General features: G+C 70.8%; 10 protein-coding genes and 2 pseudogenes. 7 read left to right on the forward strand and 5 right to left on the reverse strand.

Annotation, left to right across the window (positions count from 1 at the left end; genetic code table 11):
- Positions 1-55: 55 nt before the first annotated feature.
- Positions 56-169: pseudogene (locus tag ACFHWS_RS04050) on the reverse strand (IS630 family transposase); the annotation flags it as partial.
- Between the two features lie 26 nt (positions 170-195).
- Complete coding sequence (locus ACFHWS_RS04055) at positions 196-999, reverse strand: hypothetical protein (protein WP_416567655.1); 804 nt, start codon at positions 997-999, stop codon at positions 196-198.
- Between the two features lie 573 nt (positions 1,000-1,572).
- Between ACFHWS_RS04055 and ACFHWS_RS04060 the strand changes: the two genes are divergently transcribed.
- The 3 genes and pseudogenes from ACFHWS_RS04060 to ACFHWS_RS04070 form a co-directional block, all read left to right on the forward strand.
- Complete coding sequence (locus ACFHWS_RS04060; RefSeq protein ID WP_416567656.1) at positions 1,573-3,567, forward strand: BTAD domain-containing putative transcriptional regulator; 1,995 nt, start codon at positions 1,573-1,575, stop codon at positions 3,565-3,567.
- Positions 3,568-3,702: 135 nt separating this feature from the next.
- Positions 3,703-5,550 (forward strand): glycosyltransferase family 2 protein, encoded by a 1,848-nt coding sequence (locus tag ACFHWS_RS04065; RefSeq protein ID WP_416553176.1) that lies wholly within the window; start codon positions 3,703-3,705, stop codon positions 5,548-5,550.
- 76 nt (positions 5,551-5,626) lie between these two features.
- Positions 5,627-6,070, forward strand: a pseudogene (locus ACFHWS_RS04070) (NAD-dependent epimerase/dehydratase family protein); the annotation flags it as partial.
- A gap of 47 nt (positions 6,071-6,117) precedes the next feature.
- Here ACFHWS_RS04070 and ACFHWS_RS04075 read toward each other — a convergent pair.
- The 3 genes from ACFHWS_RS04075 to ACFHWS_RS04085 are packed head-to-tail and all read right to left on the reverse strand — an operon-like array spanning position 6,118 to position 7,305.
- Positions 6,118-6,318 carry an IS3 family transposase gene (locus tag ACFHWS_RS04075; protein WP_416567657.1) on the reverse strand — a complete coding sequence of 67 codons (201 nt, stop codon included), beginning with the start codon at positions 6,316-6,318 and terminating at the stop codon, positions 6,118-6,120.
- Positions 6,251-7,006: an IS3 family transposase gene (locus ACFHWS_RS04080; RefSeq protein ID WP_416567658.1), complete on the reverse strand. Its 756-nt coding sequence runs from the start codon at positions 7,004-7,006 to the stop codon at positions 6,251-6,253. The genes ACFHWS_RS04075 and ACFHWS_RS04080 overlap by 68 nt, the downstream gene beginning before the upstream one ends.
- Before the next feature lie 5 nt (positions 7,007-7,011).
- On the reverse strand, positions 7,012-7,305 hold the full coding sequence (locus ACFHWS_RS04085; RefSeq protein ID WP_416567659.1) for a transposase: 294 nt from the start codon (positions 7,303-7,305) through the stop codon (positions 7,012-7,014).
- Between the two features lie 92 nt (positions 7,306-7,397).
- Between ACFHWS_RS04085 and ACFHWS_RS04090 the strand changes: the two genes are divergently transcribed.
- The 4 genes from ACFHWS_RS04090 (at position 7,398) to ACFHWS_RS04105 (ending at position 19,998) form a co-directional block, all read left to right on the forward strand.
- Positions 7,398-7,865 (forward strand): endonuclease/exonuclease/phosphatase family protein, encoded by a 468-nt coding sequence (locus ACFHWS_RS04090; protein WP_416567660.1) that lies wholly within the window; start codon positions 7,398-7,400, stop codon positions 7,863-7,865.
- A 201-nt stretch (positions 7,866-8,066) separates the two neighbouring features.
- Positions 8,067-9,344 (forward strand): MFS transporter, encoded by a 1,278-nt coding sequence (locus tag ACFHWS_RS04095; protein WP_416553182.1) that lies wholly within the window; start codon positions 8,067-8,069, stop codon positions 9,342-9,344.
- Positions 9,341-18,514: a MupA/Atu3671 family FMN-dependent luciferase-like monooxygenase gene (locus tag ACFHWS_RS04100; RefSeq protein WP_416567661.1), complete on the forward strand. Its 9,174-nt coding sequence runs from the start codon at positions 9,341-9,343 to the stop codon at positions 18,512-18,514. Before ACFHWS_RS04095 ends, ACFHWS_RS04100 begins: the two co-directional genes overlap by 4 nt.
- Positions 18,511-19,998: a condensation domain-containing protein gene (locus ACFHWS_RS04105; protein WP_416567662.1), complete on the forward strand. Its 1,488-nt coding sequence runs from the start codon at positions 18,511-18,513 to the stop codon at positions 19,996-19,998. Before ACFHWS_RS04100 ends, ACFHWS_RS04105 begins: the two co-directional genes overlap by 4 nt.
- Positions 19,999-20,269: the final 271 nt, after the last annotated feature.

Consider the following 20,269-nt stretch of genomic DNA (forward strand, 5'->3'; position numbering starts at 1 on the left):
GACGTCACGCCGCACCCCCTTCGATGAGTGTCGCTGTACTCATGCGACTTGCGTGTCGCACGACCTGGTTGATCCAGGAGGATCCGGTCGGAGTGAAGTGCATGTGGAACCGGGGATGCTTCGCGAGCCAGGCTCGCACGGCGGGGGTCTTGTGGGTGCCATAGTTGTCGGTGGCGTACCTGGTTGTCGCCGCGCTCACCGCCACGGCGGTGCTGGCCCGGATTCTGGAGCACTACGTGGACCGTGCCGAATGCTGCTGCCGCCCTCCCACACCGGCACCGTCCGGGCAAGTCGGGCGTTACCGACCCCGCCGGACCACTGGGTCGCGATCTGCGAACCGGAGAACTGTAGCGCCCAGTCGTACGGTCCGAGCCTACCGACCGTGTAGCGGCCGACGACGTCAGTGATCGCCACATCTACGGTGTACTTCGGATGCGGCACCATGGGGACCAGCCCGACGTACACGCCGGCCACCGGCCGGCCGATGGCCGCAGTAGTGACAGTGACAGTGCCGATGATCTCGCCCGGCGGATCGAGTCGGATCTGTGGCGCGGAGGTCACGGCGCCGGCCCGGACCCGGATCACGGCGGCACGATGCCGTTGCCCGGTGCCACCATGCGTCCCGACCCATTGCAGCCCGTGCCGCTGCTCGTCGTACGGCGGGTTGACGAAGAGCTGGTAGCGGCCCGGTTCGACCCCCTCCGCGACGAGTGCGCCGTCCGCAGCAGCACAGTGACTACGCCAGCCGAGCTGCAAGTCGCCGAGATCGATCAGGGTGTACCGGTCGCGATCCACCGGCACGAATCGGACGCACGCGCGGGCGGGCAGACCGGTGACGGCGTCATGGACGGTGGTGCCCACCACCCCTGATTCGGCCGTGGCGCCCCGGTCAGAGGCTTGGTCCGCAACAGACACGGTGGACGCGCCGGTGGCGAACACGGGTGACACGAGCAGCAGGACGGCGAGCCGGAGACCGGACCGGGTCAACAAATCGTACATGGTGGACTGTCTGCCACGATGGCGTCCGTCGTACCCGCTGCCACCAGAGGCGCATTGTCGGATCCAGGAACGAGTTCACCATCCACGACAACCGACACAACGCCTCGGCTGACCGTCGCGAAGGGACCTTCGAGCGCACCTGGAGCATCGAGTGTGACCTCCACCTTAATACGGTCACCGCGCACAGGCATGAACCGCCAGCCAGAAAATATCATTTAGTATTAATTGACGGTGGTTATCTCCATACCGATGTCGACTCACCATCCAAAAGTGCTCGAGACCACACCGTCGACTGCGATCACGCTATGGATATAAGCGATCACTAGTGATAGACTTACGTGAATTAATTGGATTTTCCACATTATTGGCCGCAGTGTCCCCGTCGACGGCCGTTAGATCGCCGCGAAGGAGTGGCTAAGACCATTCACCCCATGGAACGACGTGTCAATGACACCGCAGAAGAACCGGAGTGACTACCGGAGGTAAAACGTGCGTGTAGAGATACTGGGACCCCTTCGCGTCGACCACCAGGGACGGCATTTCCGCCTACCGGGACGTCGCAGCCAGGTGATCATGGCGCTACTGGTGTTGGAAGCCAACCGCGTCGTACCGATGGAACGGCTCATCGACGCGGTGTGGGAGGGGACCCCACCGTCGACCGCGCGCGGCCAGGTGCAGATCTGTCTGTCCACCCTGCGCCGGACCTTCACCGGTCGCGACCTGGCCAGCCCTTTCGAAACGCACCGCTGCGGATATCTGCTCCGGGCCGCCGACGGTCAACTCGACGTCGATGTCTTCAACCGCCTCGTCGCCGAAGCACGCTCCATCGCGGCCATCGGTGACCTGCCCGCCGCCACTGAACGGCTGCGCGCGGCGCTGGCGCTGTGGAGCGGCCCCGCCCTGGCCGGCCTGCCGGGACGGATCATCGAGGCGGGCCGCAAACGGCTCGAGGAGCTGCGAGCCGCCGCGATCGAGGAGCGGATCCGGCTCGATCTGGCATTGGGTCACCACGAAGAGGTGATCGGTGAGCTGATCTGGCTCATCGAGCGCGACCGGCTGCGCGAGCGGCTGTACGCACTCCTGATGCTGGCGCTGTACCGCTCGGGCCGGCAGGCGGAGGCGCTGGCGATCTACCGCGCCGCGCGGACCGCACTCGTCGACACGCTCGGCATCGAACCGGGCGACGAGTTGCGCCGCCTCGAGCAAGGCATTCTCAGCGGCGATGCCCAGCTGGAGCTGCCTACCCACTCCGCCAGTACCCGCCGGACGTACCCACCGGCGACACCGCGCCCCACGCCGTGCCAGTTACCGTCCGACACGGCAGATTTCATCGGCCGCGAGGACGAGGTCACCGCCGCCGGCGACGCACTGGCCCCGAACCGGGCAGATGTCCGGGCGGTGCCGGTGGTCTCCATCACCGGCCGTGCCGGCATCGGCAAATCCGCCCTGGCCCTGCACGTGGCACACCGGATGCTCCCCGGCTACCCGGACGGGCAGCTCTACGCGTCGCTTGACGCGACGCAGAGCCGCACGGAGCAGGTGCTGCCGCGCTTCCTTCGCGCGCTCGGCGTCGGCCGGGCCGACATCCCAATGGAGATCGACGAGCAGACCCACCTGTACCGGAGCCGACTCGCGGGTCAGCGGATCCTCGTCGTACTCGACGGCGTCGCCGACGAGTCGCAGGTCCAGCCGCTGTTGCCCGGTAGCGGCACCTGTGGTGTGCTCGTCACCAGCCGATCCGCGTTGGTGGGCCTGCCCGGCGCGCACCGTGTCCGGCCCCGGCCACTCGGTCATGCCGACGGGCTGCGTCTGCTCGGCAGGATCGTCGGTCACCAGCGGGTGGACACTGAGGCGGAAGCGGCGGACGCCCTCGTCACCTTATGTGGCGGGCTGCCCCTCGCCCTGCGGATCGCCGGTGCGCGGCTGACCGCGCGGGAGCACTGGGGAATCGGTCAGCTCGTGGCGCGGATGCGTGACGACAGGCGGTTGCTCGACGAGCTGGAGCATGGGCCGCTCAGTGTGCGGGCGAGCCTGGCGGGTAGCTACCGGTCCCTGCCCGACGGCACCCGCCGGCTGCTGCGCCGGCTCGCGCTGCTGGACTGCGCCCAGCTCCCGGCCTGGGTCGCGGCGGCGCTGCTGGACACCGACCCGACCGTGGCCGAGGACCTGCTGGAACAGTTGGCCGACGCGCAGCTGGTGGACGCGGAGCGCATGCCCGGTGGCGGCCGGCCGCTGTACCGGTTGCCGGCGCTGGTGCGCGTGTTCGCCGCGGAGCGCGCCGAGGTCGAGGACACCACCGTGGTACGGGAGCAGTCGCTGCGCCGGGTCTGGGCCACCTGCCTGTACCTGACCGGTACGGCGAGCCGACAGGCGGAAGGCGCCGGCGCGGACATGCCGTCGCCCCTGGTGACCGACGCGGTGGTGGACCGGCTGCGTGCCGATCCGGTCAGCTGGCTGGCAGCCGAACTGCCCACCCTGATGGCCGCGGTGCACCAGGCTGCCCGGCTCGGCTGGCAGGGCCCGGCCGGTGACGATGTCACCGGGTCGCCGCGTACCGCCACCGGGTAACCGCCCGACCCGGTATCCGGCGGCTATCGATCGCGCATCGACCTCTTTCGCCGATGCGCCGGTCAGCCCTCGCGGTCGCCGGACGGGACAGCGAAGCGATATTTCATCGAAGTCGGTGGATGTTCTGCTGGTCGCATGGCCCTCACCGTTTCCGTGGTTATCCCCAACTACAACTACGCCAGGACCCTCGACGCCTGCCTGAGCTCGGTGTACGGGCAGACGTACCCGCCGCACGAGGTCATCGTCGTCGACGACCACAGCACGGACGGCTCGCGGGACGTCGCCGCGCGGTTCCCATGCCGGACCGTCGTCCACCCGGACAACCGGGGCGTCTCCGCCGCCCGCAACACCGGAGCCGCCCTCGCCACGGGTGACGTGCTGTTCTTCCTCGACTCCGACGAGGCGCTGGAGCCCGACGCCATCGCCAACGCGGTAGCGATCCTGCGCGACGATCCGGCGGTCGGCTGCGTGCACGGGGTCATCGCGCCGGAGCCACTCATTGACGACGGGCCGGTCGAGTGGTACCGCACGCTGCACGCGTACTGGTGGCGCTGGCGGCACGCCGGTGTGGTCCGGACCGCCTTCTTCGCGCAGGCGGCGATCCGACGCTCGGTGTTCGACGAGGTCGGACCGTTCGACGAGGAACTGCGCGACTCGGAGGACCTGGAGTACAGCGACCGGCTCGCCCCGCGTACCCGGATCGTGCTCAGCGACCGCGTCGTCGCCCGACACGACGAGGTCTCCCGGCTCGGCCCCCTGCTGGCCGAGCAGTTCCGCCGCTCCCAGCTGCTCGCCAGGACCGTGCTGGCCGCCCGCCGCGAGGGCCGCGCCAGCCTGACCGCGAACCGTCCCGCCGGGATCCTCGCCGTGGCGGGGGCACTGGGCGTGCTTCCGCTGACCCTGATCCATCCGGTGTTCGTCCTTGCCTCGGCGCTGCTGGTCGCCGTCTTCGCGGTCTGCGACATCGGGCTGCTGCGGTTCGTCGCCCGCCGCCGTGGTCCCCGGTTCCTGCCCTTCTTCCTCGGGGTGCACCTGCTACTGCACGTCGCGCTGGTCGCCGGGGCGGTGCTGGGCTGCGTACGGCTGCTGCTCGGCTCCCGGCCGACCCGCTGGCTCACCCCGTTGGTGCTGGTCGCCGCCGTGGTCGCGCTCGGCTTCACGGTACGCGCTGCCGGCACCGCGCCGCTGGTGGCGCTGGGCCGCCCGGCCGGCCTGCCGCTGCTACTGGCGGCGACCGCCGCGAACCTGGCCGGGTTGCTGATCGGCATGGTGGCCTGGCGGGTCCTGGTCCCGGTCCGCGGCCTCCCGGCGGCCCGGATCTTCTTCCTCGGCCAACTCGGCAAGTACCTGCCCGGACGGGTATGGGGCGTGATCACCCACGTGGACCTGGGCCGTCAGGCCGGGGCACCCGCCGAACGCATGATCACCGCCTACCTGGTCAGCATCGGGCTCGCCATCCTCGCCGGGGCCGGAGTGGGAATGCTCGCCGCGCCGGGACCCTGGCTCCTGCTGCCCCTGGTCGGCTTCGTCGCCCTGCTGGGCCGCCCGGCGCTGCTCGACCGGCCCGTCGCACTGGTCGCCCGGCTCGTCCGGCGCCCGGTCACCCCACTCCCGCCGGCCGCGGTCCGCGCCGCGCTGGCGCTGGCGCTGCTGTCCTGGCTGGTCTCCGGTCTGCACCTGTGGGCGCTGGCGGTGGCGCTAGGAGCGCCCGCCGACCGTTCGGCGGCCGTCGCCGTCGGCGCGTTCGCGCTGGCCACCGTGGCCGGCGGCCTGTCGATCGTCGCGCCCGACGGCTGGGGGGTCCGCGAACTCGCGCTCGCCGCCGCCCTGGCCACCGTACTGCCCTGGGGGGTCGCCGGCACGGTCGCCCTCGCCAGCCGGCTGATCTGCGTCGTCGTCGAGATCGGCACCTCCCTCGCCGTACTCGGCCTGGCCCGTTTCGTGCACCGAGGAGAGTCGCATGTCCACGCTGTTCACCCTTGACGACGCCGAGCGGCTCGGTGTCGGCGAGGTCCACGACCTGTACCGGCGGCACGTGAACAAGTCCCAGGTGTCGCTGATGACCTCGTTCGGGTTCGGCCGCGAACTGGTCGACCGCGCTGAGGGCGCCTACCTCTACCAGCGCGACGGCCGCCGGATCGTCGACGGCGCGCGGACCGTGCTGACCGCCGCGGTCCGGACCAGGGTGACCCGGGTGGTGCACATCTCGTCCACGGCCGTCTACGGCCTGCCCCGGACCGTACCCACCACAGAGGAACACCCCCGGGAGCCGGTCGACCCGTACAGCGCCGCGAAGACGGCCGCGGAGGAGCACGCCGAACGACTGCGCGCCGACGGTGCCTGCCTGCCGATCGTACGGCCCAAGACGTTCCTCGGCCCCGGCCGGATGGGGCTGTTCTCCATGCTGTTCGAGTGGGCCGAGGAAGGCCGCAACTTCCCGGTCATCGGCCGCGGCGACGTGCGCACCCAGATGCTCGCCCTGTCCGATTTCGTCGACGCGGTGACCACTGAGGGGCCTCGCGTTTTCCGGACAGTGGTTCGGCCGGTTCTTTAACGCCGCGATTTGAAGGTTCTCGAACTCTGCGTGGACTTCCCGGGGAGGGGTCGGTAGCCCACCGCCGAATGCAGACGCTGACGATTGTACCAGAATTCGATGTAGGCAGTAACGTCCCGGCGTGCCGCCTCACGCGTGGGATACTTCACACGCGACACGCGTTCGTTCTTCAGCGCACCGAAGAACGATTCCGCCATCGCATTGTCCGAAACAAATTCCGGTCCGGCCAGCAGATCGCCGCAACCTCAGATCCCGAAGCGTTCTGCCGTAGTCGTCCGACATGTAGTTGCTGCCCCGGTCCGAATGAAAGATGGGGTTCTTCCTGAGTTCGCGATTCCGGGCGGCGTTACGGATGGCGCGGGAGATCAACGGCGTCTGGTAGTGGTCGTCGATCGCGTATCCGATGACTTCCTTCGTGCAGCAGTCGATGACGGTCGCCAGATACAGCCACCCCTCGCCGGTCGGGGTGTACGTGATGTCGCCGACGAGCTTCTCGCCAGGCGCGTCGGCGGTGAACTCCCGGCCGACGAGGTCAGGCACCGTGCCGGACGACGACTGGGTGAGACCCCACCGCCTCGGGCGGGGCTGGCACGGCACGAGCCCGAGCTCGCGCATCAGCTGGCGGACGAGTTCCGGCCCGGCGGACACGCCCTGGCGCCGCAGTTGCGCGTGGACACGTCGATGCCCGTAGGTGCCGTCGGACGCGGCGAACGCCTCCTCGATGGCCGATCGAAGGTGGGCGCGGCGGGTGGCGGTCGCGGAGTCGGGGCGGGTTCGCCATTCGTAGTATCCGGACCTGGACACGCCGAGTTGTTCGCACATGAAGTCGACGGGGTAGGCGTACTTCGCGGTGTCGAGTCGCATCGTCTCGATAAACTCGTACAAGCTCGTTACCGAGGGTCCTTCGCGAAGTACGCCGCGGCTTTTTTCAGGAAGCTGTTCTCCATTTCGAGTTCCCGGTTGCGACGTTCGAGTTCCTTCAGTCGAGCGCGCTCGTCGACGCCGATCTGTGGGCTGTCCTGGGCGCCGCTGTTTTCCCGCCGGTACTGGCGGACCCAGGAACGCAGCGTCTCCGGGTGAACGTCGATCTCCCGGGCAACCTGCGACACTGGCTTGTTCGACTGTAGAACGAGTTGCACTGCTTCTTCACGGAACTCTGGGGTGTATGAGCTTATGCGTGCCATCGCGCTTCTTCCCTCGACTTTCCTGACAGGGTAACCTTATTGGCTCCCTGTCCGGAATCCTCGGGGCACCTCAGCTGCGCACCGACCTGCTCGTGGGGGACAGCACTGTCTCGGTCTACAACGTCCACGTCACCGTGCCCACCGCCATCGATTTGAGCGTCCTGCGGCCCCAGGTCGACCCGGACGCGTACTTCCGTCGCAAGTTCGACTGGCGGCAGGCCGAGGTGCAGGGTCTCGTCGACGATCTGCAGGCCAACCCGAACCCGTCGATCATCTCCGGCGACTTCAACGCCACCTCGTCCATGGGGACACTCGACCCGTTGCGGGCGGTGGCCGAGGACGCGACCACGGCGAGCCGTCACCTGCTGCCGATGAGCTGGCGGTGCAACGCCCCGATGACCTTCCAGTGGGACAACCCCCTCGCCGGCCGGCCGCTGCCGTTCTGGCGGATCGACTGGACGTTCACCGCAGGTCCGGTCAGGGTGCACCGGTACGAACTGGCGTCTGCGGAGTACCTGTCCGACCATCGGCCGCAGCATCTGTGGTTCTCGGTGGGCTGACGCCTCGTGCCGGCTCTCTAGGGGAAGTAGATGTTGATCAGATCGATGGTGTCCCATACTCTGACGGGCGGTAGTCATCAAGTGACCGCGAGCCAATGGCGACCACCGTCCTTGGGGGCACAGCTTGCCGCACCCATCCTGCCCTGCCGGGTACCCCCCACGCCCGCCGTCGACGGCACCTGACGTACCCGCCGGCCGCTCGTGACCGTCACGGATCAGGACCCCGGCCGTACCGGCAGCGGGATGCGGCACTTCCGGTTCCTGGTGGTCGGCAACGCGGTCTCGGCGTACGGCACCTATCTGGACATGATCGCGTTGAGCCTGTTCGCGTACTCGCTGACCGGCAGCGCCACGCACACCGGCCTGTTCATGGCGCTACGGCTGGCCACCAGTGTCCTCACCGGATTCGGTGCCGGCAGCCTGGTGTCCCGGTTCGACCGCAAGCGGATCATGGTGACGTCCGACGTCAGCCAGGCGTTCGCCCTGGTCGTGCTGGTCCTCGCGCCGACCGCGGCCCAGGCCGGCCTGTTGTACGCCGTCGCGGTCGTCACCGGCGCCGGTGCCACCCTCACCAGCGTCGCGCTGCGCAGCAGCATTCCCGAGATCGTCGGGCAGGACCAGCGGGTCCGGGCCAACGCACTGCTCGCCACCGGTCGGTCGCTGGCGATGGTCGCCGGGTTCGCCTCGGCCGGAGTGCTCATCTCCACGGTCGGCTACACGGGTGCGTTCCTCATCGACGCCGGGGCGTTCCTCTTCTCGGCCGCGGTCCTGGCCCGGCTGCCGATCACCACCCGCAGCCGGCAGCCGGCAGCCGCGGCGGGCTCCGGGCCGGGCTCCGGGCCGGGCGAGGCGCGGCGGCGGGACGGGCTGCTCGCCGCGCAGCTGACGGCGCTGCGTTACCTGAGGCTCACCCCGGTCCTGCTCGCGCTGATCACCCTGCGTGCCGCCGACGCGTTCGGCTCGGCCTCGCACAACGTCGGCCTGCCGGTGCTGTCCACCATGCTGGACCCGCAGCATCCGGCCGCGTTCATGTCCCAGTTCTGGGCCACCTGGGCGATCGGCAACATCATCGCGCAGCGCTTCGTCGCCCGCTGGGCCAGGCGTACCGGCCGGACCATCAACGAGCGGGCGTTCGCCGCCGGCGCGGCGCTCATGTCGGTGGCGTTCATCCTCACCTTCACCGCGCCGCCGTTACCGCTGGCCATCCTGGTCGCCACGGTCGCCGGTGTCGCCGACGGCTTCACCGAGATCGCCTACACCACCCGGCTGCAGGCCACCCCCGACGATCAACGCGGGTACGTCTTCGGGTTCTCGGCCACCGCGGAGAACCTTGGCTTCGGCGTCGGCATGGTGGCCTGCTCATTCCTGCTGGAAGGGTTCAGTCCGTTGACCGTGGTCACCTTGTTCCACGGACTGGCGGTGCTGCTGGCGCTGGCGATGCTGGCCGCGCTGTGGGCCCGCCGGCAGGCGACGGCATGAGCGCCCCGACGCGCGGTGGCGCCGACGACCGGCGGATCGCCATCATCGGCATGGCGTTGCGGCTGCCCGGTGCGGACACCCCGCAGACGTACTGGCACAACATCCGCGACGGCGTGACCAGCGTACGCAGGTTCAGCCCCACCGAGCTGGCCCGCGCCGGGGTGCCCGAGCAACTGCGCGAGTCACCGGACTTCGTCGCTGTCAGCGGAGTGCTCGACGACATCGACTCGTTCGACGCCGAGTTCTTCGGCATGAGCGCGCAGGAGGCACGCACCGTCGACCCGCAGCACCGGCTGATCCTGCAGACCTGCTACCACGCGCTGGAGAACGGCGGATACGCGGCCACGCGACCCGATACCAGGGTGGGCGTCTTCGCCGGTGTCGGATACCACCTCTATCCACTCAACACCTACCTGCGCAACAACCTGGCCACCGCCCGCTGGGACGGTGACTTCGCCCCGGCGTTCCAGGTGGCCGTGGGAAACTACAACGACTTCGCCGCCACCCGGGTCGCGTACCGGCTCGGACTGACCGGTCCGGCGGTCACCGTGCAGAGTGGCTGCTCGACCGCTCTGGTGGCGGTGCATCTGGCCGGACAGGCGTTACTCGCCGGCGACGCCGACCTGGCCCTGGCCGGCGCGGCGGCGGTGCACACCCCGCAGATCCTGGGCTACCGCCACGTCAAAGGCACGATCCTGTCCCGGTCCGGCCGGTGCCGCGCGTTCGACGCGTCCTCCGACGGCACCGTCGGTGGCAACGGGGTCGCGGCCGTGCTGCTCAAGCGGTACGACCGCGCGGTCGCCGACGGGGACACCATCCACGCGGTGATCCTGGGCAGCGGAGTCAACAACGACGGTGCCACGAAGACCAGCTACGCCGCGCCCAGCGCCGCCGGGCAGCGGGACGCCATCCTGCGGGCGCTCGACGTGGCCGGGGTCTCCCCCGAGACGATCGGCTACCTGGAGACCCATGGCACCGGCACCTACAAGGGCGACCCGATCGAGTTCGAGGCCATGACCGCCGCGTACCGCCAGCGCACCGACCGGATCGGTTACTGCGCGATCGGCTCGGCCAAACCGGCCATCGGGCATCTGGACGCCTGCGCCGGCCTGGCCAGCCTGATCAAGACGGTGCTGGTGCTGCGGCACGCGACGATCCCGCCGCTGGTCGGGTTCGAACGCCCCAACCCGGCGTTGGATTTGGCGGCCAGCCCGTTCGTCATCCCCACCGAGGTGCGCGCCTGGCCCGACCTGCCCGGGCCCCGCCGGGCGGCAGTGACCGCGCTCGCGGTCGGCGGCACCAACGCCCACCTGATCCTGCAGGCACCACCACCAGCGCGACCGGCGCCGCCGGCGAGGGCACATCCCGGCCCGGCTCAGCCTGTGAGGGGACAGCCAGCGACGGCCGGCCCGGTGCCGGTTCCACTGTCGGCGCACCACCCGGAGAGTCTGCGTACGCTCGCCCACCGGATGCGCGACCAGCTGCGGGCCGACCCCGGGCTCGACCCGGCCGATCTGGCCACCACCGCCGCGCTCGGCCGGCCGCACCTGCCGCACCGACTCGTCGTGACCGGCGCGACGACGACGGCGCTCGCGGACGCCCTGGACGACTACCTCGCCGCGCCGGGGCGGCAACGCCCGGGGCGGGTGGCCACCGGATCGGTCCCGGGTGCCGGCGTCGCCGCCGCCGTACTCAGCGGGGTGACGCCGGTGGTGGTGTACGGCGGGCAGGGCTCCTCGTACGCGGGTATGGCCGGTCCGCTGTACCGGCGGTACCCGCAGGTGCGGGCGGTGCTCGACGCCTGCGAGGCGTACCAGCGCCGCTGCGGCGGGCCGTCGGTGCTGACGCCGCTGCTCGCCGCCGCCCCCGGTGACGACCGGATCTGGCCGGCCGACGTGGCGCAGCCGGCGCTGTTCGCGTTCCAGGCCGCGCTGACCCGGCTGTGGCGCTCGCTCGGGGTGGCGCCGCGACTCGTCGCCGGTCACAGCATCGGCGAGTACGCGGCCCTGGCCGCGGCCGGCGCGCTGTCGATCGAGGACGGCCTGCGGCTGACCGGGCTACGCGGGCGGCTGATGCGGGAGCACACCGCGCCCGGCGGCATGGTGGCCGTCTTCGCCACCCGGTCCGCGGTCGACGAGTTGCTCGCCACCGACCGACGGCTCGACCTCGCCGCGACCAACGCGGCCGAGCAACATGTCGTCGCCGGGCCGGTCGAGGCGCTCGACGCCGCCTGCGGGGTGCTCGACCGCCTCGGGATGCGCTGGCACCGGCTCGCCGTCGACCGTGCCTTCCACTCGGCGCTGCTCGACCCGATCCTCCCCCGGCTGGTCGAGGCGTTCGACTCGGTCCCATGGACGCCTTTGGACACACCGCTGGTCAGCAGCGTGGACGGCACCGTGCTGCCAGTGGGACACCGACCGGACCCGGCGTACCTGGTGCGGCAGACCCGGATGCCGGTCCGGTTCGACCTGGTCACAACCGCGATCGCCGTCACGACAGCGGAAACGTCGACCGCCGCCGACGCGACCGGTGCGCCGGTGCTGGAGCTCGGTCCGCATCCGAGTCTGGTCGCGTTGCTGCGCGCGGCACTGCCCGGGTCGCCGGCCCTTCCCGTTCAGCGCCGGGGCGCGGAACTCGACCAGCACCTCGAGGCCTGCGCCCGGCTGCACGTCCACGGAGTCGATCTGGACTGGAACGCCCTGCTCGACGCTGCGCACGCGCACGCGCACCGGGTGCCGCTGCCCGCGTATCCGTTCCAGCGACGAATCCACTGGACCGGACCGCCGCTGACACGAACCGAACCTGGAGGGCTCATGGTCGACGTCGACAGCGTCCGCGACGGCGGTGCCACCGTCGCCGCCGGACCGGCCGCGCCGGATCTCGCGCCGGTGGTCGAGCGGGTACGCGAGATCAGCGCGCGGCATCTCGGTTGCACACCGGGCGACATCGCCGTCGACCGCCCGTTCGTCGAGATGGGTGCCGACTCGCTCGCCATGATCAACGCGCTGCGGGAGTTCGAAGGTGAGTTCGGTGTCCGGCTCGCCATGCGCGAGCTGTTCGAGGAGGCGGACACCCCGGGAAAGCTGTCCCGTCTGATCCTGTCCCGTCTGGCCCCGCCCGCACCTGCTGCGGCCCCGCCCGTCCCGGCTGCGGCTCCGGTCGCGACGCCACCGGCCGGACCGGCCGCGACGCCGACAGCACCGGGCATCGACGTGCACGGGCCCAGGGTGGTCGTGACGGACGACGCCGGTCAGGTCGGTGCGGTCGCCACCGACAACGTCCAGGCCCATCTGGACGACCTGCGGCGACGGTTCGTGGTGAAGACCCGGCGGTCGAAGGAGATAGCCCAGCGCTACCGCGGCGTGCTGGCCGACAGCCGGGCGGTGGTCGGCTTCCGCAGCGCAACCAAGGAGATGCTCTACCCGATCGCCGGTCGGCGTGCGAAGGGCGCATGGCTGGAGGATGTGGACGGCAACCGGTACCTGGACATCACCATGGGCTTCGGAGTGCTGCTGTTCGGCCATGAGCCGGACTTCGTCGCCGAGGCGGTCCGGGAGCATCTGTCCCGGGGGGTCCAGCTCGGGCCGCGCAGCGTCGACACGGGTGAGGCCGCGTGCCTGTTGAGCGAGCTGACCGGGATGCCGCGCGTGGCGTTCGCGAACTCGGGCACCGAGGCGAACTCGGCCGCGATCCGGCTCGCCCGGGCCGCCACCGGACGCGACAAGATAGTCATGTTCCACGGGTCGTACCACGGACATGCCGACAACGTGCTCGGCCGCTCGATCGGGACCGCAGCGGACCGGACCACCGTCCCGGTCAGCACCGGCATCCCGACCAGCGCCGTCGCGGACCTGGTCGTCCTCGACTACGGCGTACCGGAGAGTCTGCAGGCGATCGAGGAGTTCGGTGAGCAACTGGCCGCCGTCGTCGTCGAGCCGGTGCAGAGCCGCCACCCGTCCCTGCAGCCGGGTGAGTTCCTACGCCGGCTCCGTGACATCACCCGGCGGTACGGCATCGTGCTGATGTTCGACGAGATGCTGACCGGGTTCCGGCCCCATCCGCGCGGCGCCCAGGGACTGTTCGGCGTGTCGCCGGACCTCGCCACGTACGGCAAGCTGCTCGGCGGCGGTTTCCCGATCGGGGCGATCGCCGGACGCGCCGACATCATGGACGGCGTCGACGGCGGTTTCTGGCGCTACGGCGACGACAGTCACCCGCAGCGGGAGACGACCTTCTTTGGCGGCACCTACATCCAGCATCCGGTCTCCATGGCCGCCGCACGCGCGGTGCTGACCCGGTTGACCGAGCAGAGCCCACGGCTGCAGCAGGAACTCAACGCCCGGACCGACCGGCTCGTCGGCACGCTGAACGACTTCTTCACCGAGGAGGAGTACCCGGTCCGGCTCGGCCACGTCGGCTCGCAGTTCCGCTTCGAGCACCACGCCGACCTCGAGCTTCTTTATCACCATCTGCTACTCAAGGGAATGTACGTCTGGGAATGGCGCAACTTCTTCCTCTCCACGGCGCACACCGACGACGACGTCGACATGGTGATTGACGCGGTGCGCGCCTCGCTACGCGAGATGCGCGCCGGCGGGCTGCTCCCCCGCCCGGCCGGTCCCACCGTACCCGTGGTGAAACCGAAACACACCGCCCGGACCGGACCAGCGGTAGGAACCGGACCGGCGGTGCGCACCGAGCCGGCAGCGGGTGCCGCAGCAGCAGGCAGCCTCGAACCGCCGGGCGGACCGGGGCGACCGGCACCGGACTTCAGCGTGTACTTCTTCGGGGACTATCCGCCCGGCTCGGGGGCCGCCGACCCGTACGAGCTGATCGTCGACACAGCCCGCTTCGCCGACCGGCACGGCTTCCACGCGCTGTGGATTCCCGAGCGCCACTTCCATTCCTTCGGCGGGGTGTTCCCCAACCCGGTGGTGCTGGCCGCCGCGCTGGCCCGCGAGACGAGCCGGATCCGGCTGCACGCCGGGTCGGTGGTCCTGCCGCTGCACGATCCGATCCGGGTCGCCGAGGAATGGTCCATGGTCGACCGGCTGTCCGGGGGCCGGGTCGGCATCGGCTGCGCGCCCGGCTGGCACGCGGGCGACTTCGTTCTCGCCCCGGAACACTTCGGCACACACCGCGACGTGATGTTCCACCACCTCGACGAAGTGCGCCGACTGTGGCGCGGTGAGTCCGTCGAGCGCCGCAGCGGCACCGGAGAACCGGTCGGGATCCGCACCCTGCCCCGCCCGGTGCAGCCGATGCCGCCGATGTTCGTCGCCGTGGTGGGCAACCCGGAGTCGTACCAACGGGCCGCCGAACACGACCTCGGCGTCGTCACCAACCTGATGAGCCAGTCGGTGGAGCAGCTGGCCGACAACGTCCGGCGCTACCGGCGGACCCGCGCCGCACACGGGCTCGACCCGGACGGCGGCCGGGTGGTCGTGCTCGTGCACACCTACCTCGGTGCGGACTCGGCCCAGGCCCGGGCCGAGGCGTTCGCGCCGCTGAAGGCGTACCTGCACTCCTCGCTGTCACTGTTCGGGCAGACGACCAAGAGTCTCGGATTCCAGGTGGACCTCGACACCGCCGACGCCGACGATCTGGACTATGTGTTCCGGCGCGCCTACGACCGGTACTGCAAGGCACGGGCGCTGATCGGATCGCCGGACGATGGTGCGCGGCTGATCGACGCACTCACCGCCGCCGGCGTCGACGAGGTGGCCGCGCTGGTCGACTTCGGCGCGTCCCCCGACCAGGTGCAGGCCGGACTGCCACAGCTGGACCGGCTACGGGCCAGATACCAAGCGGCGGCCGGACAGCCGGCGGCCGGTGCCGTGGTGGCGGCCGGTGCCGTGGTGGCGGCCGGTGCCGTGGTGGCGGCCCGCGATCTGCACCCGGACCGAACCGGACCGGTGTCTCGGGGACAGGCGCGGATGTGGTTCCTCGAACGGCTACATCCGGGCCGGGGCACCTACAACGAGGCGGTCACCGTACGACTCGACGGGCCGCTGGACGTGCCGGCGCTGCGCGCCGCGCTGAACCAGCTGGTGGCCCACCACGCGGCGCTGCGTACCGTGTTCCCGGAACGTGACGGCGAGCCGGTCCAGGTCGTACTCGGCCGGGGCGCGGTGGACCTCGCCGTCGAGGAGCACACCGGCCGCGACGAGGACGACGCCGTCCGGCAGGTGCTGGCCGACGAAGGCCGCCGGGTGTTCGACCTCGCCCGTGGTCCACTGCTGGTGACCCGGCTGCTGCGCTGGTCGCCCGAGCGGCATGTGCTCGTGTTGTCGTTGCACCACATCGTGATCGACGCGGCGTCGGTGCGGGTGCTGGCCGGTGACCTGTCCGCGTTGTACCGGGCCGCCCTCGACGGCCAGCCCGCCGATCTGCCGGAGCTGTCCGTGGACTGCCTGGACCTGGCCGGTCGGCAGGCGGATGCCAGCAGCGGCTCGCACGGCGAGCCGACCGGTCTGGGCTACTGGCGGGAGCGGCTGGCCGGGGACCTGCCGGTGCTGGACCTGCCGACCGACCGACCACGCCCGAAGGTACGCAGCGGCACCGGCGCGTCGGTGCGGCGCAGGCTCGACCCGGAGCTGTCCGCGCTGCTGGGCCGGCTCAGCGGGGCGCACCGGAGCACGCTGTTCATGACCGTGCTCGCCGGGTACGCGGCCGCGCTGCGCCGGTTCACCCGCAGTGACCAGCTGGTCGTCGGGACCCCGGTGTCGATCCGGCCCTCCGGCGCTGAGGAGGTGGTCGGGTTCTTCCTCAACACGGTGGCCCTGCGGCTGGACCTGTCCGGCGACCCGACCTTCGCCAACCTGCTCAAGCAGGTCCGCGACACCGCCCTGGACGCGTACGACCACGCTCACGTACCGTTCGACGCCGTCGTCGGCGCGGTGAGCCCGGACCGCGACCTCAGCCGGACCCCGGTCTTCCAGACCATCGTGGAATTCGACAACGGCGGCCCGATCCCGCTCGACCTTCCCCGCGTGCGTTCCCGGGCCCTGGCGCACCGGATCGAACGGGCGGTGACCGACCTGGCTCTATACGTGACCAACCACGCCGACGGGATCGACTGCCGTTTGGAGTACAGCACCGACCTGTTCGTGGCGGACAGCGCCGAGCGGCTGTTGTCGTACCTGGTCGCGACCCTTGCCGCCGCCGTCGGTCAGCCCGATACACCGCTCTCCGCGCTGGTCGGTGTCCTCGACGCCGACCGGGACGCACTGGTCCGCTGGGGCGTCGGGCGGCAGCGCGACCTGCCGCAGGCAGGTGCGCACGGCGCCGTGCGGCAGTGGGCGGCACGCACACCGCAGGCGGTCGCGGTGATAGGCGGCGGCACGGTGCTGACCTACCGGCAGCTCGACGAACGGGCCACCGCGCTGGCGCACCGGCTGACCGGCAACGGGGTCACCGCAGGCGACATCGTGGCGTTGTGGCTGCCCCGGTCACCGGAGTTCGTCGTCGCCGCGCTGGCGGTACTGCGCACCGGTGCCGCCTACCTGCCGCTGGATCCGCTCCTCGACGACCGGCAGGTGCGTTTCATGGTCTCGGACAGCGCCGCCCGGGTGGTGCTGGCTACCGGAGGTGACGCCGCACCGGATCTGCCCGACGGGGTACGGCTGCTGCACGTCGACGAGTCTGAGAGCGATCCGAGCGGGTACCACGGCGGTTCCGTCGGGTACGGCGACCCCGATCCGGAGGCTCCGTGCTACGTCATGTACACCTCCGGCTCGACCGGCAGGCCGAAGGGCGTGGCCATCAGCCACCGCAGCGTACTGAACCTGTGTCAGTGGTACCGCGACGAGCTGGAGCTGACCGCCGACGACCGGAGCTCCGTGGTGTGTGGGCAGAGCTTCGACGCCTCCGTGCTGGAGATCTGGCCGCCGCTGCAGGTCGGTGCGAGCCTGACGATCGCGGACGACGCCGTACGGATGGACTCGATGGCGCTGGCGCGCTGGATGCGTACCGCCGGGGTGAGCGTCGCGATGCTACCCACGCCCATCGGGGAAGGGTTGCTCTCGCTGCCCGTGGCGGCCCAGCCCCGGCTGCGCCATCTCACCGTCGGTGGCCAGCAACTGCGCGTACGCCCGCAGCCCGAGGTGCCCTACGTGGTGCGCAACGTGTACGGACCGACCGAGACGACGGTCGTCGCCACGTCCCAGGTGGTGGCGGAGGCGTCCGCCGAGTCCGACGGCCTGATTCCGATCGGCCGGCCGCTGGACAACGTCCGCGTCGAGATCCGCGACGAGTGGGGCAACTTGGCACCGGTCGGGGCCGTCGGGGAGCTGTTCATCGGCGGTGCCGGGGTGGGTCGTGGCTACCTGAACCGGCCCGAGCTGACCGCGCAACGGTTCGTCGACGACCCGGCCGGCGGCCCCGGTTCCCGCCGCTACCGCACCGGGGACCTGGTGCGGTGGACCGCCGACGGGGTGCTGGTGTTCCTCGGCCGTACCGACGACCAGGTCAAGATCCGGGGGAACCGGGTCGAACCAGGCGAAGCATCGGCCGTCCTGCGCGGGCTGGATCTGGTCGCCGACGGCGTCGTGGTGGCCCGTCGGGACCGCCGCGACGAGCCGTACCTCGCCGGGTACGCCGTGCCCGCGCCGGGCGTGGCACCCGACGGGCTGGCCGACCGGCTCGTCGCCGCGATGGCCCGCGAACTGCCCGACGTGTTGGTCCCCCGGGTGTGGGCGGTGCTACCCGCGCTGCCGCAGACCGGCAACGACAAGATCGACCACGCCGGGCTGCCGGAGCCGACCATCCGTACCGGCATGCCCGCGCCGCCGGTGGCCCAGCCGGTGGCCCCGCCACCGGCTCAGCCACCGGCACCGCAGCCGGTGACTCAGCCGCCGGCACCGCAGGCAGCGGCCCCACACGACGGTGGGACCGGTGACGTGCTGACCGAGACGGTGCGGGCGTTGTGGGCCGCCGAACTCGACCAGGATCCGGAACGCATCGACCACGACGCGTCGTTCTTCGCCCTCGGCGGGCATTCGATCAACGCGATGCGCCTGCTCAACCGGGTACGCGAGGCCACCGGAGCGGACTATCCGGCGTTGGAGTTCTTCCGCGCGCCGACCATCGTGGCGATGGTCGGCCGGCTGCGCGGGCACGCCACGCCCGCCGTCGACGGGTCTGCCCGCCGGGTGCGGGGCACGCTGTGACCTTCGACGAGTTGCTGGAGTACGTCGCCGTCCACGACGTGCGGCTCACCGGCGCCGGCGGCACCCTGTACTACGACGCCCCAGCCGCCGCGATGGGTCCGCAGCTGGTCACGGCGCTGCGGTCGCACAAGGATGAGCTGTTGCGGTGGCTGGCCGCGCCGGCGGACGAGCGCGAGATCACCCGGGCGCCGCTGTCGGCCCAGCAGGAACGGGTGATGGAGATAGCCGGCCGCAGCACGCACCCCGCCAGCTGGAACGTCGGGCTGCGGCTGGAACTGGTCGGCGACCTCGACGTCGCCGCGCTCGACGCCGCCGTCGACGGCCTCGTCGCCCGGCACCATGCGCTGCGCACCCGGCTGATCCGCGACGGTGGCACCTGGACCCAACGGATCCTCGCCCACCGACCGGTCCCGCTGCCCGTCGTCGAGCTGGCCGCGCTGGCGCCGGACGCGGCGCGGCGGCGAGCCGAGACCCTCTGCCGGGAGGTGGTGTCGCCGGTGTTCGCGCTGGCGGACGAGGCACCGGTGCGGTTCACGCTGATCCGGCTGTCGCCCGGCGAGTCCTGGCTTGTCCTGGTCCTGCATCACGTCGCCTGCGACGGCCGGACGGTCACCGTGCTGCTGCGCGAGCTGGCGGACGGGTACCGCACCGCCCGCGATTCAGGTGCGCCGGGCTTCGGCCCGCCCACCGCCCAGTGCACCGACTACGCACGCTGGCAGCAGGGCCAGTGGGACGAGCCGACCCGCCGCCGACGGCTGGCCTACTGGGCGGAAAATCTTGGCGATGGGCCACTGGCGCTGGATCTGCCGTTCGGCCGCCCCACACCGCAGCAGCCGAGTGGGCGGGCCGCCACCTGCCGGTTCGAGATCCCGGGACAGGTTCGGCTCGCCGTCGAGGAGCTCACCCGGGAGCTGGGTGCCACGGTCACCGCAGTCGCCGCTGCGGCGTTGGCGCTGCTGCTCGCCCGGCTCAGCGGACAGCCCGACGTGACCCTGTCGATGCCGTATGCCAACCGGTCACCCCGGGCGTACGAGGACACCGTTACCGTACTGTCGACGGCGTTGCCGGTACGGATCCGTACCGCCGCCGCAGCGACGTTCGCGGAACTGGTCGGCCAGACCGCCGGCGGCCTGTTCGCCGGCATCGACAATCTGCTGCCCACGGCATGGATCTACCAGCAGCTGCCCCCGCCGGGCGAGGGCGCAGCGCCGTCCGGGATGACGGTGAGCTTCGCCTTTCAGAGTACCTTCGACACCCGGATCGACCTGCCGGAGTTGGCTGTTCGGGTGCACGAGGTGCCGACCGGTGCCGCACGGGCGGCGCTGCTGATCGTCCTGGTACCCGGCCCGGACGGGATCGACGGCTTTCTGGAGTATCCGGTGGACCGACTCGCCGACGACACCGCCCGCCGCTGGATGACGGGGTACGTGGAACTGCTCGCCGCGGCGTGTGCCGGTGCGAACCGTCCGCTAGCCGACCTCTGACCGCCGGAGTCGTCCGTCTGGGACGCGACGACGATCCCAGCTTGAACGATCGTGTTCGATTCCTTGACACCCTAGATGCGGTCGCTAACACTTGGCCGCAACAAGAACGTAACGCACCGAACACACGCTTCATCGACTGCTCTGACGTGCCTTCTCCGCCCGCGCGGCACGTACTCCGCGCGGGGCCTTGACCGCGCGCACCACCAATCATGTTAGCGCGAACATCGCCAGCTGTATCGATAGGACAGCGGTCTGGTCCGACCACGCAACC

Source organism: Micromonospora sp. LOL_013, assembly GCF_048060315.1.
In the GTDB taxonomy this organism is placed as follows: Bacteria; Actinomycetota; Actinomycetes; order Mycobacteriales; family Micromonosporaceae; genus Micromonospora_E.